23 protein-coding genes are annotated in these 25,498 nt (G+C 74.3%); 10 read left to right on the top strand and 13 right to left on the bottom strand.

Annotated elements, in window-relative coordinates; translation table 11 throughout:
- Positions 1 to 174: 174 nt before the first annotated feature.
- From ACFRMQ_RS02455 to ACFRMQ_RS02445, 3 genes are all read right to left on the bottom strand, one after another.
- Positions 175 to 1,218 carry an isopenicillin N synthase family dioxygenase gene (locus ACFRMQ_RS02455; protein WP_380726036.1) on the bottom strand — a complete coding sequence of 348 codons (1,044 nt, stop codon included), beginning with the start codon at positions 1,216 to 1,218 and terminating at the stop codon, positions 175 to 177.
- Positions 1,219 to 1,630: 412 nt separating this feature from the next.
- Positions 1,631 to 2,278, bottom strand: coding sequence for a response regulator (locus tag ACFRMQ_RS02450; RefSeq protein WP_380726034.1), 648 nt, complete (start codon positions 2,276 to 2,278; stop codon positions 1,631 to 1,633).
- Complete coding sequence (locus ACFRMQ_RS02445; protein WP_380726032.1) at positions 2,230 to 3,681, bottom strand: histidine kinase; 1,452 nt, start codon at positions 3,679 to 3,681, stop codon at positions 2,230 to 2,232. Before ACFRMQ_RS02445 ends, ACFRMQ_RS02450 begins: the two co-directional genes overlap by 49 nt.
- 276 nt (positions 3,682 to 3,957) lie before the next feature.
- Between ACFRMQ_RS02445 and ACFRMQ_RS02440 the strand changes: the two genes are divergently transcribed.
- Complete coding sequence (locus tag ACFRMQ_RS02440; RefSeq protein ID WP_380726030.1) at positions 3,958 to 4,671, top strand: ABC transporter ATP-binding protein; 714 nt, start codon at positions 3,958 to 3,960, stop codon at positions 4,669 to 4,671.
- Positions 4,668 to 7,061, top strand: a complete 2,394-nt coding sequence (locus tag ACFRMQ_RS02435) for an FtsX-like permease family protein (RefSeq protein WP_380726028.1) — start codon at positions 4,668 to 4,670, stop codon at positions 7,059 to 7,061. The genes ACFRMQ_RS02440 and ACFRMQ_RS02435 overlap by 4 nt, the downstream gene beginning before the upstream one ends.
- A 191-nt stretch (positions 7,062 to 7,252) precedes the next feature.
- On the opposite strand, the gene ACFRMQ_RS02430 is transcribed toward ACFRMQ_RS02435, so the two are convergent.
- Complete coding sequence (locus tag ACFRMQ_RS02430) at positions 7,253 to 8,011, bottom strand: MerR family transcriptional regulator (protein ID WP_380726026.1); 759 nt, start codon at positions 8,009 to 8,011, stop codon at positions 7,253 to 7,255.
- 287 nt (positions 8,012 to 8,298) lie between these two features.
- The gene (locus ACFRMQ_RS02425) at positions 8,299 to 8,742 is read right to left on the bottom strand and encodes a hypothetical protein (protein ID WP_380726024.1); all 444 of its coding nucleotides are present in this window, start codon (positions 8,740 to 8,742) and stop codon (positions 8,299 to 8,301) included.
- 87 nt (positions 8,743 to 8,829) lie between these two features.
- On the opposite strand from ACFRMQ_RS02425, the gene ACFRMQ_RS02420 reads away from it, so the two are divergent.
- A complete protein-coding gene (locus ACFRMQ_RS02420) occupies positions 8,830 to 9,378 on the top strand; it encodes an ATP-binding protein (RefSeq protein ID WP_380726022.1) in 549 nt (182 codons plus the stop codon).
- Positions 9,379 to 9,567: 189 nt separating this feature from the next.
- Here the strand turns inward: ACFRMQ_RS02420 and ACFRMQ_RS02415 are convergent, their stop codons facing one another.
- Complete coding sequence (locus ACFRMQ_RS02415; protein WP_380726020.1) at positions 9,568 to 10,158, bottom strand: DinB family protein; 591 nt, start codon at positions 10,156 to 10,158, stop codon at positions 9,568 to 9,570.
- A gap of 153 nt (positions 10,159 to 10,311) precedes the next feature.
- Between ACFRMQ_RS02415 and ACFRMQ_RS02410 the strand changes: the two genes are divergently transcribed.
- The gene (locus ACFRMQ_RS02410) at positions 10,312 to 11,151 is read left to right on the top strand and encodes a class I SAM-dependent methyltransferase (protein ID WP_380726018.1); all 840 of its coding nucleotides are present in this window, start codon (positions 10,312 to 10,314) and stop codon (positions 11,149 to 11,151) included.
- 161 nt (positions 11,152 to 11,312) lie between these two features.
- On the opposite strand, the gene ACFRMQ_RS02405 is transcribed toward ACFRMQ_RS02410, so the two are convergent.
- The 3 genes from ACFRMQ_RS02405 to ACFRMQ_RS02395 form a co-directional block, all read right to left on the bottom strand.
- Positions 11,313 to 11,885: a dihydrofolate reductase family protein gene (locus ACFRMQ_RS02405; protein WP_380726016.1), complete on the bottom strand. Its 573-nt coding sequence runs from the start codon at positions 11,883 to 11,885 to the stop codon at positions 11,313 to 11,315.
- A gap of 122 nt (positions 11,886 to 12,007) precedes the next feature.
- A complete protein-coding gene (locus tag ACFRMQ_RS02400) occupies positions 12,008 to 12,748 on the bottom strand; it encodes an SRPBCC domain-containing protein (protein WP_380726014.1) in 741 nt (246 codons plus the stop codon).
- Positions 12,745 to 13,467 (bottom strand): ArsR/SmtB family transcription factor, encoded by a 723-nt coding sequence (locus tag ACFRMQ_RS02395; RefSeq protein WP_380726012.1) that lies wholly within the window; start codon positions 13,465 to 13,467, stop codon positions 12,745 to 12,747. Before ACFRMQ_RS02395 ends, ACFRMQ_RS02400 begins: the two co-directional genes overlap by 4 nt.
- Before the next feature lie 408 nt (positions 13,468 to 13,875).
- On the opposite strand from ACFRMQ_RS02395, the gene ACFRMQ_RS02390 reads away from it, so the two are divergent.
- The 3 genes from ACFRMQ_RS02390 (at position 13,876) to ACFRMQ_RS02380 (ending at position 19,670) form a co-directional block, all read left to right on the top strand.
- Positions 13,876 to 14,586 (top strand): hypothetical protein, encoded by a 711-nt coding sequence (locus tag ACFRMQ_RS02390; RefSeq protein WP_380726010.1) that lies wholly within the window; start codon positions 13,876 to 13,878, stop codon positions 14,584 to 14,586.
- 1 nt (position 14,587) lies between these two features.
- Positions 14,588 to 16,297: a DNA polymerase Y family protein gene (locus tag ACFRMQ_RS02385; protein ID WP_380726008.1), complete on the top strand. Its 1,710-nt coding sequence runs from the start codon at positions 14,588 to 14,590 to the stop codon at positions 16,295 to 16,297.
- Between the two features lie 106 nt (positions 16,298 to 16,403).
- Positions 16,404 to 19,670, top strand: coding sequence for an error-prone DNA polymerase (locus ACFRMQ_RS02380; RefSeq protein WP_380726006.1), 3,267 nt, complete (start codon positions 16,404 to 16,406; stop codon positions 19,668 to 19,670).
- 48 nt (positions 19,671 to 19,718) lie between these two features.
- Here the strand turns inward: ACFRMQ_RS02380 and ACFRMQ_RS02375 are convergent, their stop codons facing one another.
- Positions 19,719 to 20,345 (bottom strand): hypothetical protein, encoded by a 627-nt coding sequence (locus tag ACFRMQ_RS02375; RefSeq protein ID WP_380726004.1) that lies wholly within the window; start codon positions 20,343 to 20,345, stop codon positions 19,719 to 19,721.
- Between the two features lie 8 nt (positions 20,346 to 20,353).
- The gene (locus tag ACFRMQ_RS02370) at positions 20,354 to 21,211 is read right to left on the bottom strand and encodes a TIGR03084 family metal-binding protein (protein WP_380726002.1); all 858 of its coding nucleotides are present in this window, start codon (positions 21,209 to 21,211) and stop codon (positions 20,354 to 20,356) included.
- Between the two features lie 200 nt (positions 21,212 to 21,411).
- On the opposite strand from ACFRMQ_RS02370, the gene ACFRMQ_RS02365 reads away from it, so the two are divergent.
- Entirely contained in the window at positions 21,412 to 22,188 is a 777-nt protein-coding gene (locus tag ACFRMQ_RS02365; RefSeq protein ID WP_380726000.1) for a LuxR C-terminal-related transcriptional regulator, read from the top strand.
- Here the strand turns inward: ACFRMQ_RS02365 and ACFRMQ_RS02360 are convergent.
- The gene (locus ACFRMQ_RS02360; RefSeq protein ID WP_380725998.1) at positions 22,181 to 23,716 is read right to left on the bottom strand and encodes an AMP-binding protein; all 1,536 of its coding nucleotides are present in this window, start codon (positions 23,714 to 23,716) and stop codon (positions 22,181 to 22,183) included. The genes ACFRMQ_RS02365 and ACFRMQ_RS02360 overlap by 8 nt on opposite strands.
- A 197-nt stretch (positions 23,717 to 23,913) precedes the next feature.
- On the opposite strand from ACFRMQ_RS02360, the gene ACFRMQ_RS02355 reads away from it, so the two are divergent.
- Positions 23,914 to 24,444: a GNAT family N-acetyltransferase gene (locus ACFRMQ_RS02355; protein WP_380725996.1), complete on the top strand. Its 531-nt coding sequence runs from the start codon at positions 23,914 to 23,916 to the stop codon at positions 24,442 to 24,444.
- 19 nt (positions 24,445 to 24,463) lie between these two features.
- Positions 24,464 to 24,850, top strand: coding sequence for a VOC family protein (locus ACFRMQ_RS02350; RefSeq protein ID WP_380725994.1), 387 nt, complete (start codon positions 24,464 to 24,466; stop codon positions 24,848 to 24,850).
- Positions 24,851 to 24,867: 17 nt separating this feature from the next.
- On the opposite strand, the gene ACFRMQ_RS02345 is transcribed toward ACFRMQ_RS02350, so the two are convergent.
- Positions 24,868 to 25,461, bottom strand: a complete 594-nt coding sequence (locus ACFRMQ_RS02345) for a maleylpyruvate isomerase N-terminal domain-containing protein (RefSeq protein WP_380725992.1) — start codon at positions 25,459 to 25,461, stop codon at positions 24,868 to 24,870.
- Positions 25,462 to 25,498: the final 37 nt, after the last annotated feature.

Here is a 25,498-nt window from a genome sequence, read left to right as displayed (position 1 = left end):
GCCGACGGGGGCGCCGACGGGGGTGGCGGCGGGGGTGGCGGCGGGGGTGGCGGCATGGCGACGCCCCCGCGGTCGGCCGGCCGCAGGGACGGGCTTCGGGCAGGGGCGTCGGGGCAGCAGCCGGGCTGGATGGGATCCGGGGGCTGCGCGGGGCAGCAGCCGGGCGGGGTGGGGTCAGGCGGGGGTGGGGTGGTGGAGGCGGGTGACTTCGGGATGGGCCCGGGTGTAGCCCTTCCACTCGTTGAGGCCGAAGTCGGCGAAGAGCGGGTTGTCCGGGTCCTCGGTGGCGCCGGGGGCGTGGTGGGCGAGGGGGAAGTCCAGCGGCTCGATGTGGGCGTCGAGACGGGGGTTGTAGAAGAACGGCACGGAGAAGCGCTCGCGGGCGCCGGGCGGGCTGACCACCCGGTGGCTGGTGGCCTTAAGGTAGCCGTCCGTGGCCACCTCCAGCAGCTCGCCGAGGTTGACGACGAAGGCGCCGTCGAGCGGCGGAATGTCCAGGAAGACGCCGTCCGCGCGCTCGACCTGGAGGCCGCCGACGGTGTCCTGGAGCAGCAGGGTGATGAAGCCGTAGTCCTTGTGGGCGCCGACGCCCTGACCGGCGCCGTTCGGGGCGGTGCCGGGGTAGCGGACCAGCTTGAGGCGCAGGTGGGGGTGGCCCGCGAAGGCCTCGTCGTAGAAGTCGGGGCGGGCGCCGATCGCGGTGAGGAGTTCGTGCAGCAGACGGCGGGCGACCGCCCCGAGGTGGTCGATCCAGCCGAGCGCGGCGCCGCGCAGCTCGGGGAGTGCCTCGGGCCACTGGTTGGGCCCCTCCAGCCACCAGTACGGGGGCTCCCCGGTGCCGGGGACGTGCGGGGGCAGTTCGGCGCCGATGTCCAACTGGTCGCGCCAGTCCTGGCTGCCGCCGGTGCGCTCGTCGCCGGTGCGGGTGTAGCCCCGGTAGTGGGGGGAGTTGAGGTTGCTCACGGCGAGGCGGTCCGCCTCGGGGAGCGCGAAGAAGGCGCGCATGGCCCGGGTGAGCGCGGTGGTCTCCTCCGGGGTGACCCCGTGACCGACGAGCTGGAAGAAGCCGACGCCGGTGGCGGCGGCGCGGAGCTCGTCGTGCAGTCGGCGGCGGTCGTCCGGGCTGCCGTCGGCGAGTGACAGGTCGATCACCGGGAGGGCGTCCGCAGGGGTGGAGCCGGAGCCGGTCTCGGGTACGGGCGTGTGCTGCTGCGTCATGTGTGACATCCGCTGGGTCTCGTCCCGACCGGTCCCGGTGGTCGACCGTGGACGGCCGGAGCAGCCGCCTGGTGCGGTGGGTGCTCCGGGAGTCGGGAGGCGGTGGCGGCCTGCGGGGCCGCCGTTGAGGGTGGGTGGCGCGAGGTTCAGCCGGAGCGTCGACAGGACATGGTCGTCACGCGGAGCAGGTCCACATGGCGGCGGCGAACAAGGATGAGCACCCCTCCAGCCTAATTGACCGGTTCTGCGGCAGGCGAGCCCCATGCGGTGGAGGGCCACTCGCCACTTGCCGGTGATCCAGCCCGTGGTGATCCGGCTCGTGGTGATCCAGCACACGGTGAGGTGGTGGAGGCGGGCGCGATGGCGGCTCCTTCCCCGGGGTGGCAGGGGCAGGGACAGGTCATGGGACGGGTCAGGAGTTGTTGAGGTAGGCCAGGACGGCCAGGACGCGGCGGTTGTCGTCGTCGGAGGGCTGGAGGTCGAGCCGGACGAAGATCGAGGCGGTGTGCTTGGCGACGGCCCGCTCGGTGATCACCAGCTGCTGGGCGATCGCCGCGTTGGACCTGCCCTCCGCCATCAGCCCCAGCACCTGCCGCTCGCGCGGGGAGAGGGTGGAGACCGGTCCGGCCGAGGAGTTGTGGGTGAGCAGCCGGGTGATCACCTCCGGATCCATCACGGTGCCGCCTCGGGCGACCCGCTGGACGGCGTCGATGAACTGGGTGCCGTCCATCACCCGGTCCTTGAGCAGGTAGCCGATCCCGCCGGTGCTGCCGGCCAGCAGCTCGCGCGCGTACAACTGCTCCACGAACTGCGACAGAACCAGGACGGGCAGGCCCGGGTGGGCCTGACGGGCCGCCAGGGCGGCCCGCAGCCCCTCGTCGGTGAAGCTCGGCGGCAACCGGACGTCGACCACGGCGATGTCGGGCCGGTCCGCGGCCACCGCGGCGAGCAGTTGCTCGCCGTCCTCCACCGCCGCGGTGACCTTCATGCCGTTGGCCTCCAACAGCCTGGTCAGGCCGTCCCGGAGGAGGAAGAGGTCTTCGGCGATGACAACGCGCACGGGATCTCCAGGTTCACGATGGTCGGCCCGCCGGGCGGGCTGCTGATCGCGAGCACCCCGTCGAAGGCGGCCAGTCGGCGTTCGGTTCCGCTGAGGCCGGTTCCCCGGGACGGGTCGGCGCCTCCGCGCCCGTCGTCGGTGACCGATATCCGCAGCAGCCCGTCACTGTGCCCTATCTCGATCCACACGTGCGAGGCCACGGCGTGCTTCACCACGTTGGCCAGCAGTTCCGTCACCGTAAAGTAGGCGGCCGACTCCACCGGCGCGGGTGCCCGGCCGGGCAGGCTGCCGGTGAAGCTGACCGGCAGCGGCAGGTCCAGTGCCGTCGCCCGCAACGCGTCGGCCAGGCCGCGGTCGGCGAGCACCGGTGGGTGGATGCCGCGGACCAGGTCCCGCAGTTCGCCGAGTGCCTTCACCGAGGACAGCCGGGCCTCGGCCAGCAGCGGTCCGACGGCGTTCGGGTCGTCCTTCAGCTGCTCGGCCACGGTCAGCAGCATGCCCAGTGCCACCAGCCGGGCCTGTGCTCCGTCGTGCAGGTCCCGCTCGATCCGGCGCAGTTCGGCCGCTCCGGCGTCGATGGTGTCCGCCCTGGTCCGTGCGAGGTGGTGGATCTGGCGGGCGAGCTCTGTCCGCCGGGACGGCCCGAGCAGGGCCCGGGCGGCCCCCTCGTGGATCCGCAGGGCAGGCGGGGCGGCCCACAGGGCGGCCAGCGGAGCGATGGACAGGCCCATCCCGTAGATGACGCCCAGCCCGACGAACGGCCCGTTCCGGCCGAAGACCTCGATGGTGACGGGAGCCAGCAGGACGGCCACCGCGGTGACCAGGACGGCGCCGCCGGCGAGCAGTGTCCACGCGAAGTCCCGCCAGGTCGCCGGGTCGGTGAGCCAGCCGCCGGCCCGCAGCCGCTGCCAGGGCCCGGCGCCGGGCGGCCGGCGGTAGGGCACCGGGATCGGCCGCCCGCTCCACTTCCCGACGATCCGCCTGGTCTCCGCCGCGCTCCAGCGGGCGCCGAACAGCCCGAGGAGCAGCAGCGAGGGCGCCAGCCCGGCCGAGACCGACCGGCCGCCGGGCGCGGCACCGCCGTAGAGGTGCGTCGCCATCAGCGCTATCGTGCCCGGGGCGAACAGCGCGGCGCCGACCGCCCGGCCGCCGCCCCCGGTGGCCCAGCACAGAGCCCAGAGGGCGACGGGCGCCATCGGCACCGCCAGGATCAGCGGCCCGCCCGGGTGGAAGTCGGGACGGGGATCGTCCGGGCCGAGCAGCGCGGCGGCCAGCAGGACCGGCGCGGCCAGCAGTGCGAGGAAGCCCGTCACCACCAGCGTCACCGCGTACCAGGCGCGCACCCCGTCCACGCAGGCCCGGCCGGCCCGTACGGCCGGCCCGCTCAGTGCTCCCGCGTCCATGACGTGCCTCCTGTCCCTTCCGGAGCCCCCGTCCGGAGGCTCGAAGCCACGGCCCGGAGCCCCCCGTGGACCCCGGTTCCGATCTTTCGATGGGTCAGTCTGCCCGCCCGGGCCGCCCGGCGCTCTAGGCCTGAACACCCAGTTCGGGGTGTATCTGGATACACCCCGCAGAGGCCGTCCAGACGGCTGTCGGCACCCCGCCGCCGATTCGTAGCGTGATGTTCCGTCAGCCGGTCCGGGGTGCCCCCGCACCGGACCTCGAACCATGGAGTGCCCGTGAACGCGCCGATCATCCGGATCCGCGGCGTCAGCAAGACGTACGACCGATCCGACGCCGCCCGCCCCGCCCTGGCCGGGCTCGACCTGGAGGTCCGGGCCGGCGAGGCGCTGGCCGTGCTCGGCCGCTCGGGCAGCGGCAAGTCCACCTTGCTGAACCTGATCGCCGGCCTCGACCGCCCGAGCGAGGGCGAGGTGGAGGTGGACGGCGTGGCCGTGCACCGGCTCGGCGAGGCCGCGCTGGCCGAGTACCGGCGGCAGCGGATCGGCATGGTGTTCCAGTTCTTCAACCTGCTGGACGACCTGAACGCGGAGGACAACGTGCTGCTCCCCGCCCAGCTGGCCGGGATGCGGCGGGAGCAGGCCCGCGCCCGGGCGGGGGAGCTGTTGGAGCGGCTGGGGGTGGCGCGGCACGCCAAGGCCTTCCCCGGCAGGCTCTCCGGCGGTGAGCGCCAACGGGTCGCGGTGGCGCGGGCGTTGATGAACCGCCCGCCATTGCTGCTGGCCGACGAGCCCACCGGGGCGCTGGACACCGCCTCGGCCGCCGACGTCCGCGACCTGCTGCGCGGGCTCAACGCCGAGGGCCAGACGATCCTGCTGGTCACCCATGACACCGCGCTCGCCGAGGCCTGCGCCGGCCGGACGATCGAACTGCTCGACGGCCGACTGGTCCGGGACACGGCGGCCGTGCCGGCGCCGGGCGGTGGCCGATGAGCGCGCTCGGCAAGGTGGTGCGCGCCGGGGTCGGCCGCCGGCGGGTGCAGACCCTGGTCATGGTGCTCACCACGATGATGTCCGTGACGGCGTGCATCCTCGCGCTCGGGCTGCTGGTCGCCGCCCAGGGCCCGTACCAGCGGTCCTTCGCCGCCCAGCACGGCGCCCACCTCAACGTGCTGTACGACCAGGCCGAGGCGGGCCCCGCCGAGCTCGCCTCGACGGCCCGCGCGCCCGGTGTGACGGCCTCGGCCGGCCCCTACCAGGCGGTCGCCGTCCAGCCGCGCTCCGGCGACGGCACCCGGATCCCGCCGCCCGGGAGCCTGCTGCCGCCGGTGACGCTGGTGGGCCGCGCCCGGAGCGGCCCGCTGGACGACCTGCGGATCACCAAGGGCCGCTGGATCGCGGGCCCGGGAGAGGTGGTGTTCCTGGACGGGCACTCCCCGCTGGCGGTCGGCGACAGCATGGCGTTCCCGGACCTGCCGGGGCACCCGACGCTCAAGGTCGTCGGCCTGGCGGCCTCGGTCTCCTGGAGCGCGGACGGCTGGGTCGCCCCGGAGCAGGTGGCCGGGCTGACGCCCCCCGGCACCACGCCGGCCGCCCAGTACCTCTACCGCTTCGCCCACGCCGACAGCGACGCCGAGGTGGAGGCCGACCGTGCCGCGCTGGCCGCCGCGGTTCCGGGCGGAGCGCTCACCAGGGCCACCTCCTACCGGCCCGCCCAGGAGGAGGCGAACCGGACGGCCTCGACCTTCGTCCCCTTCGTCACGGCCTTCGGGGTGCTCGGTCTGGCCATGTCGGTGCTGATCATCGGCGTGGTGGTCAGCGGCGCCGTCAGCGCCGCGACCCGCCGGATCGGCATCCTCAAGTCCCTGGGCTTCACCCCGGCCCAGGTGGCACGCGCCTACGTCGCCCAGGCGCTGATCCCCGCCGGGGTCGGTACGGGGCTGGGCGTGCTCCTCGGCAACCTGCTGTCGGTGCCGGTCCTCGGGCTGGCCCACAAGGCGCTGCGCGGCGGGCTGCTCGGGATACCGCTCTGGGTGGACGTCGTGGTCGCGGTGGCGGCCCTGGGGGCGGTGGCGGCCACCGCGCTGGTACCGGCGCTGCGGGCCGGGCGGCTGCGGACGGTGGAGGCGCTCGCGGTCGGCCGGACGGCGCCCGGCGCCAAACGGGCGGCCGCCCGCGCCGGGGCCGCCGGGGCCGGGCTCGCCGGCCTGCTGTCCCGGGCACAGGATCTGATCGGGCGGCTGCCGCTGCCCCGGGCCCTCGGCCTCGGGCTGGCCTCCCCGCTCAACCGGCCGGGCCGCTCGGCGACCACCCGTGCCGCCGTGGTGCTCGGTACGGTCGGGGCCACCCTCTGCGTCGGTCTGACGCTCTCGCTGAGCTCCCTCCAGGACGGCCTGGCAGCCGACCGGGCGGGCAAGGTGGTGGTCCAGCTCCCGATCGAGGGCGCCACGCAGCCCGTCGACCACGTGGACGAGACGGCCGTGGCCAAGGCGATCGACTCCCGCCCGGGCACCCGGGCCTGGTACAGCAGCGTCCCGACCCCGGTCGCCCTCGCGGGCAACACCGGACGCTCCGAGGTGGTGGCGTTCAGCGGCGACGCCTCGTGGAGCGGGTTCCAGCTGGTCTCCGGCCGCTGGTTCCACGGCCCCGGCGAGGTCGTGGTGGCCGCCGCCTACCTGCGGGCCAACCAGGCGAAGGTCGGTGACACCGTCACCCTCACCGACCACGGGCGCGGCACCCCGGCGAAGATCACCGGAGAGGTGCTGACCACCAAGGACCTGGTGTTCACGGACCGGTCCACGCTGGAGCCGCTCGGCGGTGCGGTCCACCCCGAGGCGCTCTCCTTCCACATCGACCTCACCCCCGGCACCGACGTGCAGGCCTACGCCGACGGGCTGGACCAGGCCGTGAAGCCGTTGGGCCTGGGCGCCGAACCCGGTGAGGAGCACATCAACATCGTGGTGCTGGCGATGAACACCCTGGCGGGCGTGCTCACGCTGCTGCTCTCGGTGGTGGCGGGGCTCGGGGTGCTCAACACCGTGCTGCTGGACACCCGGGAACGGGTGCACGACCTCGGAGTGTTCAAGGCGCTCGGGATGTCGCCCCGGCAGACCGTCGGCATGGTGCTCACCTCGGTCTGCGGCAGCGGGCTGGTGGCCGGACTGATCGGAGTCCCGATAGGCATCCTGGTGCACCACCAGGTGATGCCCGCGATGGCCCGGGCCGCCGGGATCGGAGTGCCGGACGCCGACCTCACCGTGTTCGGCCCGTCGGTGGCGGGGCCGCTGATACTCGGCGGCTTGGTGCTGGGCCTGCTCGGTGCCGTCCTCCCGGCCACCTGGGCGGCCCGCACCCGGACGGTCACGGCGCTGCGGACGGAGTGACGGCGGGGAGGGAGAGCCGGGAGAGGAGCACGGCGGACGCCTGAGGTCCTGCTTGGGAGCCCCCCGTAAGGCTCCCAAGCAGGACCAGTCCAGGAAGGCTCGGTCCAGGCCTGGTCGGGCCACCTCGGTCGACCTGACCTGACCTGACCTGATCCGGCCTGGTTTGGCCCAGGCCGCCGGCCAGGGGTGACTCAGGACAGCCGCGCCGCCGCGTACGCCTCCATGGCGGCACGCTGGAACGCGGCCAGGCCCGGGGCTATGGCCTCGTACGCGGCGCTCCACTGCTCGTTCTCGGTGCAGGAGCGGGCGATCGCCAGGTACTCCTCGGTCGGGACCGGCCGGATGGTGCCGAGCAGGCGGTACTCCTCGTCGATCGTGCTCTGTACGGTCTCGGCGTCGGCCGGGTGGCCGGCCGCCATCAGCTCCGCCAGGCGGATCATGCGGGCGGTCCGCTCGCGCTGTCCGGCCTCGATCTCGGCCGGGGTCATCGCGGCGGTCGCCAGCCTGGCGGCCTCGGCGTGCTCGGGGAAGTCGCGCAGGCTCGTGTCGACGTCCTCGGGCTGGATGCCCTCGAACAGGTTCTCGGGGCGGTTGATGGTCATGGGCGTGCCGTCCTTCCGGGCGCGTTCCAGGTCGGCGATCGTGCGGGACACGGTGGCGGCCAGGGCATCGAGCCGGTCGCGCTCGGCGACCAGCTGCCGGCGGTGGCCCCGCAGGGCCTCCAGCTCGTCCACCTGATCACCCAGAATCCGGGCGATCTCGGTCAGCCCCACACCCAGGGCCCGCAGCACCAGGATCTGTTGCAGCTGGAGCAACTGCCGTTCCTCGTAGTAGCGGTGGCCGTTGGAGCCGACCCAGGCCGGGGGCAGAAGACCGATCTCGTCGTAGTGCCGCAGGGTTCGGGCGGTCACGCCCGACATCCGGGCGACCTCCGCGATCGGCCAGGCCATGCGCTGCCTCCCTCGTTCCCGCGTCAGGATGTCCTGACGTCCTGACGTCCTGACGTTCGCTTGGACCGGGGCCGGTTCTCCGGCCCTGGTCACGACGGTAGAAGTTGCCGCTGCGGCAGCTTCAAGCCCGAGGCTCGTCGCGACCGTCGTCCGTTCCGCTGGCTCTGCTCCACCCCATTCCACCCCACCCCGCCCCACCTCACCTCACCCCGTTTCGCCCTGCCCGCGGCCTACCCCTCGCCGAACCAGTCCAGGGACTGCCCGTGCGGCCCGGTGAAGGCGACCGGTCACTCGTCCAGGGCGAGCGCGAACAGCCCGGAGTCGGCCGGGGCCGGGCCGGCCGCACCCACCTCGTTCCGATGCGGCTCGGTGTCGAGCGGCCGACGGTGGCCGGCGTCGTGAAGCTTGCTCAACGCCGAATGGTCATTGGCCACCAGCACCTGGGCCAGCCGCGCCGCCTCGGCGACCACGGCGGACCAGCCCGGCGCGTCCAGGTAGACCTCGTCGCGGGCGGCAGCCCCGACCGAGTCCTGCACCGCGCCGTAGGCGGCACCAAGGCGCGCCATCAGTTCGACCTCCTCCTCGCTGCGAAGGCACTGTCCGAGCCAGGGCGGAGGGCCGTCCGCATCGCAGAAGTCGTCGAAGAGCACGTGCACGGTGTAGCCGAGGTCCTCGAACCGATCCGGATCGAGCCACACCTCTCGCTGCCAGGTCGGGCTGGTCAGTGCCACGACCGCAGGTACGACATGGAGGCGGTAGTGGGGGAGGGCAACGCCGTGATCGACCACGAGCCCAGGGTGCGTACGTAGGGTGGGGGAATGAAGTGCTACCTGCTGACCGGCACTCCGGGGGCCGGCAAGACGGCGATCCTGCGCCGGCTGGAGTACGAGGGCTACCCGGTGGTCGAGGAGGCCGCCACGGACGTCATAGCGCTGCGGCAGGCCCAGGGCGAGCCCGAGCCGTGGACGGACCCGTCGTTCGTGGACGCGGTGGTCGCCCTGCAGCGGCGGCGGCAGGAATGGGCCGTCGGCCCGCCGGGGGAGGTGCGGTTCTTCGACCGCTCGCCGGTGTGCACGTACGCCCTGGCGGTGTACCTCGGCCATCCGGTGACTCCGGCCCTCGCCCGGGAACTCGACCGCGTCCGGGCGGAGGAGGTCTACGAGCGCCGGGTGTTCTTCGTGGAGAGCCCGGGCTTCGTCACCCCGACCGAGGCGCGGCGCATCTCGTACGAGGAGTCGCTGCGGTTCGAGCGGATCCACCGGGAGGCCTACGCCCGGTTCGGGTACGAGTGCGTCCCGATCGCCCCGGGCCCGCTCGCTGGCCGGGCCGCGGCCGTCGTGCGACACCTCGGCGCGGTCACTCCGTAAACGCGGCCACCCTGCAACACAGGCCCCCGTGCCGCAGCCGTCTTGGGCCGAGGCCGTCCCGTACCACAGCCGTCCCGTGCCGCGGCGCCCGCACCCGCCCCGGCACAGAGCCCGCCCCGGCACAGCGCCCGCCCCCGCTGCGCCGCACGCCCGGTCGGATGGCTGAGGTCCGCGGCTCGGGACGTGGGCTCAGGTGAGTCCGCCGGCTTCCAGCGCCGCCTGTTCCACGCGGTCGTGGTGGGCCCGCCACCAATCGGCGTCGCCGGGGGCGGTGTTGGCGCCGTCGGAGCGCTGGCCGGTGGCGCCGTCCACGAGTTCGCGGACCAGGTCGGCGTGGCCGACGTGGCGGTGGGTCTCGGCGATCATGTGGACGAGGACCCGGTGCAGGGTCTGCTCGTGGCGGGCGCCGAACGGCACCTTGCCGACGGCGTCCAGCGGCAGGGCCTCGATGGTGGCGTCGGAGTGCGCCCAGACCCGCCGGTAGCGCCCGGCGATCTCCTCGGTGCTCTCGTCCGCCCGCGCCCACATGTCGCCGTTCGGCTCGGTCTGGCCGGTGATCCACACCGGGGCCGGCTCGGGGAAGGGGCGGCCGAAGGTGTCGCCGAAGTACAGCGCTTCGGCGCCGGTGACGTGTTTGACCAGGCCCAGCAGGTTGGTTCCGGTGGGTGTGAGCGGGCGGCGCAGGTCGTACTCGGAGAGGCCTTCGAGCTTCCAGAGCAGGGCGTCGCGGGCGTCCTGGATGTAGATCCGCAGATCGTTCTTGTCATCTGTAGCTGTCATGGGATCAGTCTGTTGATCACAGGACGCCTGTCCATCGATTTCCGATCCGATCAAGCCGCGACAAGGCGTCAAGTCGTGACAAGGTGTCAATGAGTGCCACGATCAGGAGCTTTCATCAGCGAACGGAACCTGGCAGAAGATAGGGGAGTGGCGATGACCGGCGACACCTGGTCCTGGGACGAGACGCTGTTCGCCGGAACGGCCGCCCACTACACGCGCGGCAGACCCCCGTACGCCCCCGGGCTGGCGCGGGCACTGGCCGAGGCGTTGGGGCTCGACGGGCGGGGGCGGCTGCTTGACGTGGGGTGCGGGCCGGGGACGCTGGCGCTGGGGCTGGCGCACCTGTTCGCCGAGGTCGTCGGGGTGGACCCGGACGCGGGGATGATCGCCGAGGCGCGGCGGGCGGGTGCGGGCGAGCCCAAGGCCACCTGGGTGCGGGCCCGGGCCGAGGAACTGCCGCCGGGCCTCGGCACCTTCACCCTGGCGACCTTCGGTCAGTCCTTCCACTGGATGGACCGCGACCTGGTGGCGGCGACCGTACGGGGCCTGCTGCGGCCCGGCGGGGCCCTGGCGCACATCTCGGACCTGAAGGGCGAAGCGCGGCCCACCGAGGGGTTGCCGCACCCGCCGGTGCCGCACGCCGAGATCGGCGAGCTGGTCCGGCGCTACCTCGGCCCGGTGCGCCGCGCCGGGCAGGGACTGCTGCCGCACGGCACGCCGGACGGCGAGGCCGCCGTCCTCGCCCGGGCGGGCTTCAACGGCCCGCAACGGATCGTCGTCCCGGGCGGGCGACCGCTGGAGCGTACGGCCGACGACGCGGTCGCGGGCGTCTTCTCGCTCTCCTTCTCGGCCCCGCACCTCTTCGCGGAGCGCGGCCCGGCCTTCGAGGCGGACCTCCGCCGCCTCCTCGCCCGGGCCTCGCCGTCGGGCCTCTTCTCGGAGCGTCAGCCGAGCAGCGAAGTGTTCGTCTGGCGCACCACGCGGGAGCGTTGACGGGCCGGACCGCATCGGGTCGCGCCGCTCCCGCTGAACCTCATGGGCTGCGCCGCACCGGACCGCGCCGCGCCGCATCGGACCGTACTGGACCGGACCGCGCTGGACCGCATCGGGCCGAGTCAGGCCGACCGCACGACGGTACCGGCTCGGCCGGGCGGTCAGCGGACGACGTCGAAGACCTGCTTCTGGAGGCCGTTCCCGTACGTCTCGTGCTCGACCAGCTTCAGCTTCTGGGTGTCCTTGTCCGTGGTGCTGAACAGGCGCTTGCCGGCGCCCAGCAGCAGCGGGAAGACGAGCAGGTGGTAGCGGTCGATCAGGCCGGCGTCCGAGAGGGCGCGGTTCAGGGCGGCACTGCCGTGGACGATGATCGGGCCGCCCTCGGTCTCCTTCAGCGCGGCAACCTCGTCGAGCGAGCGCAGGATGGTGGTCTCGCCCCAGTTCGACACCAGGTCGTCCTCGGTGAGGGTGGTCGAGACGACGTACTTCGGCAGCGTCTTGTAGCGGGCGAACTCGGGCATGTCCGGCCAGACCGGGCTGAACGCCTGGTAGCTGACCCGGCCCAGCAGCATCGCCGCGGCCTCCTCCTGCTCCCGCCCCTTGATCTCGAACGCCTCGGGAAGGAAGTCGATGTCCTTGAAGGTCCAACCGGAGTTGCGGTAGCCGGGTTCGCCGCCGGGGCCCTCGACGACGCCGTCGAGCGAGATGAAGGCGGTGCTGATCAGGGTGCGCATGGGTGGTTCCTCGGTTCTCGTGCGGGTCTGTGACGCTCTGAAGGGTCTGAAGGGGCTGGAAGGTCTGCCGGGTCGTCGGGTCGTCGGGTCGTCGGGTCGCCGAGTGGCCGGGGTCCGGAAGGTCAGCCGAGGACTTCGGCCAGCCACCCCTGCCAGGCGGCCTCCGCCCCCTCCGGAGCCGGGTCGCCGAAGAGGTGGTGGAACATCAGCACCAGGCCGGAGCCGTGGTGGAAGGTGTGGAGCCCGTCGGCGCCGCGGACCCCGAAGCGCTCGTCGTCCGCCCAGACCACCTCGCCGTCCAGTGGTGGCAGGCCCGCCGGTCCGCCGTGCACCCGCGCGCCCACGGCGATCGGCAGCGGCAGCGACAGGGCGCGGGCGAGGACGGCCCGGACCTCCGGTTCCGGCCGGCCGGCGGACGGTGCGGCGGCGAAGACGGGGACGGCGGTGCGCCCGGGGAAGTGGGCGAGGTACTCGCGGAGCGTGTGGAGGTGGAAGGGCCAGCCACGGCGCAGCGCGTCGTACTCGTCCTGCCAGTCGTCGCCGAGCAGGCCGCTGTGGACGACCCGGAGCACGGTGGCGGCGCCGTCCCGGCCCTCGATCAGGTACTCGAAGGCCATGAACCGGCCGTCCTCGCCGGTGGCGGTGCGGGTGGCCAGGCGCTTGCCGGGTTCGTAGGCGGTGACGACCGCCTCCGTGCGGTGGCCCCCGGTCTCCATGACGGCGGTGCCGCCCTCGCGCGGGTCCAGCTCGTTGCGGCCCATGAACCAGGAGTCGATGCCCGGCCCGGTGGCGATCGCCTCCCAGACCTGGTCCGGGCTCGCCGGCAGGGAGGTCTCCAGCTCGATCTCGAACGGATGGGTCATCGCGGGTTCTCCTGGTTCGGCGCGGCCCCTGCTTCGGTTCCGGCCCCGGCCCCGGCCCTTGCTTCGGCCCCTGCCCCGGCCCTTGCTTCGGCTCCTGCCCTGTCCTCCGCTCCGGCTTCCTCCGCCCCTGATCCGGCCTGCGCGGCGGGGATCTGGTGGAGTCCGACGACCACCCGGTGGCTGCGGCCGCCGGGGGCGGACTCGTCGTGGTAGCGGCTGACGAGGGTGGCCACCGACTGGGCCAACTCCTCGGCGAAGGCGGCCCGGTCGGCCGCGGAGGCGAACCGCACCTGCGCGTCGATGCCGAAGGTGGCGACCCGCCGCCGGGCCCGGGAGGCGCCAGTCAGCAGGGCCCCGACCTCCTGCACCAGCCGGGAGCCGAGTGCCAGCAGCCAGCGGGCGGAGAGCTGGTCGGGGGAGCGGGTGGGGTCCGGGCTCACGGCGGCCAGGACGCTGGGGGAGATCACGTACGAGGCTGCGGTGGAGCGGTAGACGCGTTCGGTGACGTTGCCCTTGCGGCGTTCCTCGGCGAGTTCGACGAGGCCGTGCCGCTCCAGTTCCTTCAGGTGGTAGTTGACCTTCTGCCGGGGCAGCCCCAGCCTGGCGGCCAGCATGGCGGCCGAGGCGGGCTCGGTCAGGGCGGCGAGGAGGCGGGACCGCATCGGGTCCAGCGAGGCCTCGGCCGCGGCGGGTTCTTCGATCACGGCGACTTCCAGCACCGTTCCAGCCTGCAGCCGACAAAAAAATTTGTCAAGGAAAAAACACTTGTCGGTAGTCCGTCCGGGCGAGTGCCGGCGCCCGCCCGGACGAGCGCCGTCACCCGTTCGGGGGTGCCGCCACGGCGGGCGCGGCCTCGCCCTGTGGCCAGGTCCGCACGTGAACCGGCCTTGCGGCGATGACGTGTACGGAGAGTGGCGAAGGGGGTGGATGGGTCGGACTTGAATCTTTACGAACGAATGTTCGATCCTGGGGTTGTGCCCGTTTTCGAATCTGTTTTCGAATCCACCGCCGAGCAGCCCGCACGCCCCGTGCTCCGCCCGGTGGCGCCCCCGGCTGCCGCGCCGGGGGAGCGGGGGGAGCGGGGGGAGCGAGAAGGGCGGTCGGCGGAGCCCAGGGGCCTGCTGCCGGTGCCGTCCGCACTGCGGGAGGTGCTGCCCGAGGCCGGTCTGCGCCGGGGGACGGCGGTGTCGGTGGCGGGCGGGGACACCGGGCTGCTGCTGGCGCTCGCCGCCGGGGTGAAGGAGACCGAGGGCGGCTGGGCTGCGGCGGTCGGACTGCCGGACCTGGGACTGGCCGCCGCCGAGGGGTACGGGCTGGACCTGCGGCGGCTGCTGGTCGCGGACGACCCGGGACCGCACTGGGCCGAGGTGGTGTCGGTGCTGGCCGGCGCGGTCGAGCTGATCATGCTGCGTCCGTCCGGGCCGGTGCCGCCGAAGCTGGCGGCCCGACTGGTGGCGGTGCTGCGGCGCAGTGGCTGTGTCCTGCTGGTCGCCGGTCCGTGGCCGGGCGCGGCGCTGCGGCTGGGGGTGCGCTCCGGGCGCTGGTTCGGGCTGGGCGACGGCCACGGGCAACTCGTCGGGCGGCAGGTGGAGGTGGTGGCCGAGGGGCGCGGCTCGGCGGTGCGCGGCCGGACGGCCCGGCTCTGGCTGCCGGACGAGAACGGCGCGGTGCGCCTGCTCCAGGAGCAGCCGTTCGAGGAGCGGCCGCTCCAGGAGTTGCCGTTCCGGGAACAGCCACAGCCAGGAGCGGAACCGGCGGCGCGGACGGCACCCCGAGTACCTCAAGTTCCTCAAATACCCCAAGTGCCCCAAATGCCCAGAGTGGCGGCGGTGGTCTGAGATGGCGGACGACAGAACCCCTCGGGTGCTGGTGGTCTGGTGCCCGGACTGGCCGGTGGTGGCCGTCACCGGCGACGACCCGGTGGCGGTGACCGAAGGCGGGCGGATCCTCGCCTGTTCGGCGGGCGCCCGGGCGGCCGGGGTCCGGCAGGGGCAGCGGCTCAAGCTGGCCCAGCGGCTCTGCCCGGAGCTGGAGCTGCGCGACCGCGACCCGGAGGCGGAGGCCCGCCGCTTCGAGCCGGTGGTCGCGGCGGTGGAGGCGTTCACGCCCCGGGTGGAGGTGATCCGCCCGGGCCTGTGCGCGATCCCGGTGAAGGGCCCGGGCCGCTACTTCGGCGGGGAGGAGGCGTTGGCCGGCAAGGTCGGCCGGGCGGTGGCGGACGCGCTCGGGCAGCCGCTCCTCCCGGACGCCTCCCCGGGCGCGGTGGCCGTCCCGGACACGGACACCACCCAGGCCCCGAACACGGACACGGACACCACCCAGGCCCAGCACCCGGACACCGCTACAGCCGAGGCCACAGCCACAGCCGCAAGCGCAGTCCAGGAACAGCGGGCGCCCGCTCCGCAGGCCCAGGTCGGCGTCGCCGACGGCCTGTTCGCCGCCGTGCTCGCCGCGCGGGCCGGGGTGCTGGTCCCGGCCGGCCGGACGGCGGAGTTCCTCGCCCCGTACCCGGTGAGCGTGCTGGGCGACGAGGCGCCGGCCGAACTGCTCGGGCGGCTCGGCCTGCCCACCGTCGGGGCCTTCGCCGCGCTGCCGGCCGAGTCGGTCGCGGACCGCTTCGGCCCGTCCGGGACGGTCGCGCACCGGCTGGCCCGCGGCTTGCAGCCGCGCCCGTTGGTGCCGCGCGACGAGGAGCCGGACCTCGCCGTCGAACAGCGCTTCGACCCGCCGGAGCCGCTGGCCGAACCGCTGGTGTTCGTCGCCCGCGCGCTGGCCGAGCAGTTGCACCAGCGGCTGGCCGGGGCCGGGCTGACCTGCCACCGGGTGGCCGTCGAAGTGGCTTGCGCGGACGGCCGGGCGGCTTCCCGGCTGTGGCGGCACGAGGGCGGGCTGTCCGCGACGGCGCTGGCCGAGCGGGTCCGCTGGCAGCTCCAGGCCTGGCAGGGCGCGGGCACCTTCGCGGACGGTGGCCGGGCGGGTGGCCAGTCGGGTTTCACCCTGCTCCGGCTGGTCCCCGACGGCCTCTCCCCGGATCAGGGCCGTCAGCTCGCGCTGTGGGGCCAGGCCGTCGCGGACGACCGGGTGGAGCGCGCGGTGGCCAGGGTGCAGGCGGTGCTCGGGCACGCAGGGCTGCGCCGGATCGAGCCGGCCGGCGGGCGCGGTCCGGGCGAGCAGGTGGTCAAGGTGCCGTGGGGCGAGCCGTACGAGGCGGCGGTGCCGGCCGACGCGCCCTGGCCCGGTCGGCTGCCCGAGGTGTGGCCCGCTGTGGTGCTGCGGGAGCCGGCGCCGGTGCGGGTGCTGGACGGGGCCGGGCAGCCGGTGACGGTGGACGGCCGGGCGGGGGTGTCGGCCCGGCCGGCCCTGGTGGTGGCCCGGGGGCAGGAGGAGCGGGTGGACGGCTGGACCGGGCCCTGGCCGGCGGTCGAGTACTGGTGGGACCAGTCCTCGGCCCGCCGGCGGGCGCGGTTCCAGGTCGTGGTGGGCGGCGGCCGGGCGCTGCTGCTCACCGTGGAGGGGGGTGCCTGGTACCTGGAGGCCGGCTACGACTAGCGGTCCCACAACCCGGAACGCAGGGCCCGGAACGCGGGGCCCGGAGAACGGGACCCGGCACCCAGGGGGAGCAGGACGAGCACGAGAACGACGAAGGCACCCCCCGATGGGCTTCACCAGCCACCCCACCCTCCCCTGGAGCGAACTGCACCGCCGGCTGACCGGCGCGGCGTCGGACCGTACGGTCGTCCCGCTGCGCGGCCCGGCTCCGGAGCAGGAGCGGCCCCCGGCCCGGGAACGCACCCCGAAGGACTCCCCGCAGGCCCCTGCCGAACCCGAACCCCACCCCGGGTCCGTGCCCTGGGCCGAACTGCACGTCCACTCCGCCTTCAGCTTCCTGGACGGCGCCAGCGACCCGGAGGACCTGGTCGCCGAGGCGCTCCGGCTGGGCGTGGAGACCCTCGCGATCACCGATCACGACGGCTTGTACGGCGCCGTCCGGCTCGCCGAGGCGGCCCGGGGAACGGGCCTGGCCACCGCGTTCGGCACCGAACTGACGGTCCGTCATGAAAACTCGGTGGAGCACCTGTTGGTCCTCGCCCGCGGCCCGGCGGGCTACCGCCGCCTGTCCGCCGCGATCGCCGCCGCCCAGTTGGCCGGCGGCGCCAAAGGCAATCCGGTGTACGACCTCGCGGCGCTCGCCGAGGCGCACCGGGGTCACTGGGCGGTGCTCACCGGCTGCCGGCTCGGCCGGGTCCCGGCGGCCCTGCCCGACAGCGCCGAAGCGGAGCGCCGGCTCCACACCCTCGCCGAGGCGTTCGGCCGCGAGAACGTGTACGTCGAGCTGATCGACCAGTGGCTGCCCGGCGACGACCGGCGCAACGACGCCCTCGCCGCCCTCGCGGCGACGGCGCGGCTCCCCGTCGTCGCCTCCACCAACGCCCACCACGCCGGCCCGGCCCAGGGCCGCCTCGCCCAGAGCCTCGCCGCCCTGCGCGAGCGCCGCACCCTCCAGGAGGCGGTCGGCTGGACCAGGGCGGCCGGCACCGCGCACCTGCGCTCGGGCCGCGAGATGGACGCCCGGCTGGCCCGCTTCCCCGGGGTGCGGCGGGCCACCGTCGACCTCGGCCGGGCCTGCGCCTTCGACTTCGCCAAGCTGGACCCGGAACTGCCCGGCTTCCCCGTCCCCGCGGGCGAGACCGAGATCGGCCACCTGCGCGCCCTGGTCGCGGCCGGCGGCCCGGCCCGCTTCGGCCCGGGCAACGCCGCCGCCCGCCGTCAGCTCGCCAAGGAGCTGGACGTGATCGAGGACCTCGACCTGGCCGGCTACTTCCTGATCGTCCACGACATCGTGGACTTCTGCCGGAGCCGGGAGATCTGGTGCCAGGGCCGCGGCTCGGCCGCCAACTCGGCGGTCTGCTACGCCCTCGGGATCACCGCCGTCGACCCGATCCACTACCGGCTGCTGTTCGAACGCTTCCTCTCCACCGCCCGGGACGGTCCGCCCGACATCGACCTGGACATCGAGAACCGCCGCCGCGAGGAGGTCATCCAGTACGTCTACGGCCGGTACGGGCGCGAGCACGCCGCCCAGGTCGCCAACGTGATCACCTACCGGCCCCGGCTGGCGATCCGCGACGCCGCCCGGGCGCTCGGCTACCCCCAGGGGCAGGTGGACGCGTTCAGCCGGCAGACCGATTTCCGCTCCGCCCCCGGCGCGGACGCCGTCATCCCCGCCGACGTGCTCCAGCTCGCCACCCAGCTCCACGGCCTGCCCCGCCACCTGGGCATCCACTCGGGCGGCATGGTGCTCACCCGGGAGCCGATCGGCGAGATCTGCCCCACCGAGTGGGCCCGGATGCCGGGGCGCTCGGTGCTCCAGTGGGACAAGGAGTCCACCGCCGGCGCCGGGCTGGTGAAGATCGACCTGCTCGGCCTCGGCATGCTCGCCGCCCTGCACGACGCCTGCGACCTGGTCGCGGAGCACCACGGCCTGCGCTACGACCTGGCCACCATCCCGGACGACGACGCGGGCGTGTACGGGATGCTGCGCCGGGCCGACACGGTCGGCGTGTTCCAGGTGGAGTCCCGGGCCCAGATGGCGACCCTGCCCCGGCTCAGACCGGACCACTTCTACGACCTGGTGGTCGAGGTGGCGCTGATCCGCCCCGGCCCGATCCAGGGCGGCTCCGTCCACCCGTACCTGCGCCGCCGTGCCGGGGCGGAGCCGCCGGGCTGCCCGCACCCGCTGATGGAGAACGCGCTCGGCAAGACCCTGGGGGTGCCGCTGTTCCAGGAGCAGATGATGCAACTCGCCATCGACTGCGCCGGGTTCACCCCCGCCGAGGCCGACCGGCTGCGCCAGGCGATGGGGGCCAAGCGCTCGCACGAGCGGGTCGCCCGGCTGCGCGAGCGGCTGCTCACCGGGATGGCCGAGCGTGGCATCCCGCCGGAGGTGGCCGATGACGTCTACGGCAAGATCGAGGCCTTCTCCAGCTACGGCTTCCCGGAGAGCCACGCGATCAGCTTCGCCTACCTGGTGTACGCCAGCGCCTGGCTCAAGTACCACTTCCCGGCGGCCTTCACCTGCGCGCTGCTGGCCAACCAGCCGATGGGCTTCTACTCGCCGCTCAGCCTGGTCGCGGACGTCCGGCGGCACGGCGTGCGGGTGCGCGGGGTGGACGTCAACGCCAGCGGGGCCAGGCCCACCCTGGAGCCGTACCGGGGGCCGACCCCGAAGCCGCCGCTGACCGCCGGGCGCCCGCAGCCGGCGATCCGGCTCGGCCTGGAGACGGTGCGCGGCATCCGTACCCCGCAGGCCGAGGCGATCGTGGCCGGGCAGCCGTACGCCGATCTGGAGGACTTCGCCCGTCGCACCGGCCTGCCCGGGCCCGTCCTGGAGGCGCTGGCGACGGCGGGCGCCTTCGACTGCTTCGGACTGACGAGACGTCAAGCCCTGTGGACAGCCGGTGCGTTCGCGGGGATATCGGCGGACCTGATCCCCGGCACCACCCCCGGAACCGAGGCGCCGGAGCTGCCCGGGATGAGCCCGGTCGAGGAGACCATCGCCGACCTGTGGGCCACCGGCACCTCCGCCACCGGCCACCCGCTCCGGCACCTGCGCGGCCACCTGGAGCGCGGCGGCGCCCTCTCGGCCGCCCAACTCCCGGACGTGCCACCGGGAACGGCGGTGGTGGTCGGCGGCCTGGTCACCCACCGGCAGCGGCCGCCGACGGCCGGAGGGGTGCTCTTCCTCAGCCTGGAGGACGAAACCGGGCTGATCAACGTGATCTGCGACCGCCCGGTCTGGGAGTCCCAGCGCCGCACCGCCCTGGACCGGGCCGGTCTGCTGGTCCACGGCCACATCGAGCGCGACCGGGGCGCCACCAACCTGATCGCCACCCGGCTCACCCCGCTGCGGATCGGCCTCTGAGCGGGGTGGGAGCTCATCGGCCTCCGAGCGGGGTGGGCGCGGGCCGGGTCAGTTCGGGTAGCCGATCTCCGCGAGGTCCTCGGCGAGCTCGTCGAGGCCGGTGTCCGGGTTGAGCGCCGCCACCACGGCCGGGGTGAGGGGGTGCAGCGCCAGGACGTGCTCGACCGCGCCGAGGTCCAGCTCGTGCTCCGGCTCGAAGTAGTCCTGGGCCCAGGCCCGGTAGGCCTCGGCCGGGCCGTCGGGCAGCATGGCGAAGTCCAGCATGGCGAACAGGTGCTCGCCGCCGCGCTCGGCGGCCACGCCCCGCCAGCCGTCGTCCCCGGGGGCGCGCCAGAAGCAGCGGGTGACCGTCGGGCCGTCCTCGTCCCCGAAGGCGGGCTCCTCGGCGAAGCGGCGGAACTCCTCGGGCACGGACCCGAGCAGCTCCGGGGCGTTGGGTGCCTCGTGGTCGAAGCCGCGCCCGTAGGCGCCGACGGGGGAGAACACCACGAACCAGTCGTCTCCCTGGCCGTTGCGCATCGAGGCCAGCTCCTCGCCCTCGCCCCAGCCGGAGTCGAAGGAGTGGTAGCGCGAGTCCCAGTCGTCCGGGCAGAGGATCGCGTCGAGGGTGGCCAGGGCGCGGCAGCGGTCGCGCAGGTCGGAGATCGGGGGCAGGGCGCTGAGCAGGGCGTTCATGCCGCCATTCAACCCCGGCGGTCGGACGGCGCATCCCCCGGGCCGGTTCGGGCCCCTGGCTGCCGCCCCTTGCCCGGCGCCCCGGCGAAGGCCTGGGCGATCGGCAGCCAGGCGGTGGCGACCGGGCCGGTGGTGGTGAGGGCGAGGTCGTCCCGGTGGCGGCGCTGGGTCACCAGCAGGCAGAAGTCCAGGGCCGGGCCGGCCACCACGTCCTCGGCTCCGTCCGGGCCGATGGACCAGGTCCCGCCGTCGGGCGCGGTCAGTTCGAGCCGGACCGGGTGCTCGGGCGCGGGCAGGCCGCGCAGGGTGAAGGCGAAGCCCAGGGTGCGCAGCCCCAGGTGGGCGATGTGCCGCAGCCGGTCGGTGGGCTCGCGGGTGGCGCCGAGCGCGTCCGCGACGTCCTGGCCGTGCGCCCAGGTCTCCATCAGCCGGGCGGTCGCCATCGAGGCGGGCTTCATCGGCGGGCCGAACCAGGGCAGCCGGGTGCCGGCCGGGGCGGCGGCCAGCGCGGCCCGTACCTCGGCCCGCCCGGTCCGCCAGCGGGCGAGCAGTGCCGCGGGCTCGGCGGTCGCGCCTTCGCGGGCGCCCTCCTCGACGGGATCGGCGCCGGCCGCCGACAGTTCGGTGAAGCGCCCGCCGAGCGAGGCGCCGAAACCCGCGGGGTCGCGCGCGGCCAGCGTGGTCCAGTGGTCGGTCCAGGCGAGGTGGGCGATCTGGTGCGCCACCGTCCAGCCCTCGGCGGGGGTCGGGCGGGCCCAGTCCTCGGCCGGCAGTGTGGCGACCAGCCCGTCCAGCACCGCGCTCTCGGCCCGCAGGTCCGCCAGCAGCCCGCCCAGGACGTCGTCCGCGGCGTTCGGGCCGGCCATCGGCTCTCCCCCCGACCCCGGTTCTCCCCCCGACCCCGGCTCTTCCTTCGGCATCGGATCCCCTTCCGGTCACGGCAGTTGCTACCAGCCGGTAGTGTTCGGCGTACCCTACGCCCGGCCGGGCGCCGGCGTCCGCCACTCCACGAAACACGCACGTCAGGACTCTCGCCACCGGCCCCACCGCGTGTGACAATTCCGCGATGACAAGGGCTGCGGACCCCCACCTTGCGCAACCCCCCGGCGACGCTGCGCAACCCGATGATCCCGAACTCACCGCCCGCGCCGCCGAGCTGGTGCGGGACGCCGTGCTGGGCGACCTCGCCCGCCGGGTGGTGGCCGAGTGCGGCGCCGACGTCGGCCTGGTCGGAGTGCCGGAGCCGCTGCCCGGGAGCCGCCCCGGCAGCGAGGGCATGGTGCTGCGCCACTGGGCCGGCACCCGGACCGACCTGCTGCACGACGTGCCCGTCCCGGCCGGACTCGGCCTCGGCGGCCGGGCGCTCGCCGAGCGGGCGCCCACCTGGGTGCCCGACTACCGCGCGGCGACGACCATTTCGCACCACTACGACGCGGCCGTGGCCGCCGATGACCTGTACGCGATGCTCACCGTCCCGCTGATGGACGGCGACACCGTGCACGGCGTGGTGTACGCCTCGCTGCGCGCCGTCGTCCCGTTCGGCGACGTGCGGATCTCCGCGGTCGGCAAGCTGGCCCGAACCGCGACCAGGGCGCTCGCCGGGACGGCCTCCTGGAGCCGCGCCCAGGCCCGACAGGCCGCCCCCGTACCGCCGTTGACCCCGCGCGAGCACGAGGTGCTGCGATGGGCGGCGACCGGCCGGACCAACCCGGAGATCGCCGCCCACCTGGGCCTGACCTGCAACACGGTGACGGGCTACCTCAAGTCCGCGATGCACAAGCTCGGTGTCCGCAACCGGACCGAACTCGCCCTCGCGGCACGGGAGTCGGGGCTCGTCAGTTGACCTGTCGGTCCCGCCCTGCCCAGTACGGCTCGCGCAGCCGGAACTTCTGCAGCTTCCCGGTGGCGGTGCGCGGCAGGACGTCCCGGAACTCCACCGTGGTCGGCGACTTGTAGCCGGCCAGCCGCTGCTTGCAGTGCGCGATCAACTCGGCCTCGGTGACCGCCCCGTGGCCCTCCCGGAGCACCACCAGCGCCTTCACCGTCTCGCCCCACTTCTCGTGCGGCACACCGATCACCGCGACCTCGGCGACCGCCGGGTGGTCGTACAGGCAGTCCTCCACCTCGATCGAGGAGACGTTCTCCCCGCCGCTGATGATGACGTCCTTCTTGCGGTCCGAGATGGTCAGCTGGCCGTCGGTGAGGCTGCCGCCGTCGCCGGTGTGGAACCAGCCGTCCCGCAGCGCCTCCGCGCTCGCCTCCGGCTGCTGCCAGTAGCCCTCCAGCACGGTGTTGGAGCGCACCAGCACCTCCCCGGAGGGGTCGATCCGCAGCTGGGTGCCGAGCGCCGGAGCCCCGGCCCGCACCAGTTTCTCGGCCCGCTCGGCGGCCGGCAGCGCGTCCCACTCGGCCCGCGAGCGGTTGACCGTGACCACCGGGGAGGTCTCGGTCAGGCCGTAGAGCTGCATGAACTCCCAGCCGAGCTGCTCCTCGACCTGCTGGATCACCGAGGTCGGCGGCGGGGCGCCGGCCACCACCATCCGCACCCGGTCCCGGCCGGGCACCGGGCCGTCCCAGTCGGCGGCCGCGTCCAGCACCATCTGGACCACGGCGGGCGCGCCGGACAGGAAGGTCACCCCGTGCCGCTCGACCCGGCGCAGGATCTCCGCGCCGTCCACCTTGCGCAGCACGATGTGCCGGCCGCCCACGCCGGTGATCGCGAACGGCATGCCCCAGCCGTTGGCGTGGAACATCGGCAGGGTGTGCAGGTAGACGTCCCGGTCGCCGGCGCCGTAGTGCAGGGCCATCAGCGTCGCGTTCAGCCAGGCGTTGCGGTGGGTGACCTGAACGCCCTTGGGGCGTGCGGTCGTTCCGCTGGTGTAGTTGATGGTGGCGGTGTCGTTCTCGTCCACCGCGTAGCGCCGCGGGGTGCCGTCGAAGTCGTAGAGCACGGCGTCGCTGTCGGCGCCAAGCACGAACTTGTGCTTGGCCACCACCCCGCTCAGGGAATCGGCCACCTCGGGGTCGACCAGCAGCACGGACGCGCCGCTCTGCTCGACGATGTACGACACCTCCTCGGCCCGCAGCCGGAAGTTGACCGGCACCAGCACCCGGCCGTGCCCGCTCACCCCGAAGAAAGAGGTCAGCAGCCGGGCCGAGTTGTGGGAGACGACCGCGACCCGCTCGCCCGGCCCGACACCGAGCCGGTCCAGCCCGGCCGCCTGGGCCCGGGCCAGTTCGGCGACCCGCCGGTAGCTCAGCTCGCCCCAGGATTCGGCCGGCTGTACCGGCTCGTCGACGATGCCGACCCGGTCGCCGTAGACCAGCTCGGCCCGGTCGAGGAAGTCCATCACGGAGAGTGGAATCTGCATGCGGCCCACTGTCCTCTCCCACCAGCCCCCTGCACACCCCCGATCGGGGGTGTCACCCCTCCGCGCCCACCCCGGCCGCCGCCAGCGCCGCCACCAGCCGGTCCCGGCGCGAGCGGCGGGCCCGAGACGAAAGCCCCGGGCGTCCGCCTGCTGGGAAGATCACGACACACGATCACCACCTGCGGGGGAGTGCGCCCATGAACGACCAGCCGACAGCCGACGGCCTGCTGCTGCGCCCCTTCGAGGACGCCGACGCGCCCGCCCTGATCGAGGCCTACCGGGACGAGGCGCTGCGCCACTTCACCCGCACCCCGGTGAACGACCCCGAGCAGGCCGCGCACTGGCTGCGCCTCCAGTACGAGGGCCGGGCGGCCGGCACCCGCTACGGCTTCGCCGTCCTGGAGGGCGGCGAACTCGTCGCCAACGTCGCGCTCAAGTACCCCACCCCCGGTGGCGAGGCGGCCGAGGTGGGGTACTGGACGGCGGCCCCGGCCCGCGGCCGGGGGGTGGCCCCGCGCGTGGTGGAGGCCCTCACCGCCTGGGCCTTCGCCACTTTCGCCGCCGACGGCCTGCGCCGGATCGACCTGCTGCACCAGGTGGACAACCCCGCCTCCTGCCGGGTCGCGGAGAAGGCCGGCTACTCCTTCGAGGAACTGCTCCCGGCCCATCCGCCGTATCCGCTGGACGGCCACCGGCACTCCCGTAAATGGCTGGACGGATCCCGATGACGTCGGTCACAGTGACCGAATGGCTTCTCTGGTACGACATGTGACGATCGACTGCGCCGACCCGTACGCCCTGGCCGGCTTCTGGGCCCAGGCCCTGGACGGCACCCGGGGCGAGGACGACCACCCGGAGGACCCGGTGGCCGTGGTGGAGTCCGCCGGGGCCTCGCTGCTCTTCATCCGGGTGCCCGACACCAAGTCGGTGAAGAACCGGGCCCACCTCGACCTCCAGCCGCAGGACCGCGGCCGGGAGGAGGAGGTGGAGCGCTTGGTCGCCCTCGGCGCCACCGTGCTGGCGGACCACCGTCTGCCGGACGGCAAGGGCTGGGTCACCCTGGCGGATCCGGAGGGCAACGAGTTCTGCGTCGAGCGCAGTCAGGCCGAGCGGGCCGTCACCGGCGACGCCTGAGCGCTGCTCGACCCGGCTCACTCGGGCCACTCACCCCTGGCCGCCCGCCAGATCCACGAGGACTCGCGCGGGCGGCCGTTCAGTTCCCCGCGCCCGGTGCACCAGAGCAGCACCTCCGCCGGGTGGGCGTCCGGCTCCTCCGGCGCGTGCGGGAAGAGCCGGTCGAGGACGAGGCGGCACAGCTCGGCGGGCGGCTGCCAGGGCAGGCCGAGGCCGCGGGTGATGTCGTGGGTGTGCAGCAGGGTCTCGGCGACCCCCATCGCGGCGAAGCCCGGGGGGTCGCAGGGCCCGTGGTGGTAGGCGCGCAGCCCGGGCGGGGCGGCGTCCAGGGCGGTGGCCAGCAGCTGCCCGGCGGCGTTGACCACGGTGAGCACCTGGGCCGGGCCGGCCTCGGGCCGGACGGTGAGGTCCAGCGGCAGGTAGCGGTCCCGGGGGCGGGCGGCGAGCTGGCCGGCGTAGGCGAGCAGGTCGTGGGCGATGTGGGCGGCCGTGTCGCGGCAGCTCCACTCCAGGGGCCCGGCGGGCGCGTCCCAGCCGCGGTCCCCGGTGTGCGGGGTGAGGACGGCCAGCGAGACGTCCAGGGCGGTTCGTACGGCGTCGCCGGTGCGCATGATCACTCCTTGGGAGGGGTGTCACACGATAGGCCCA

It is taken from the genome of Kitasatospora sp. NPDC056783 (assembly GCF_042789895.1).
Lineage (GTDB): Bacteria > Actinomycetota > Actinomycetes > Streptomycetales > Streptomycetaceae > Kitasatospora.
This window is presented reverse-complemented; position numbering and strand designations above follow the sequence as displayed.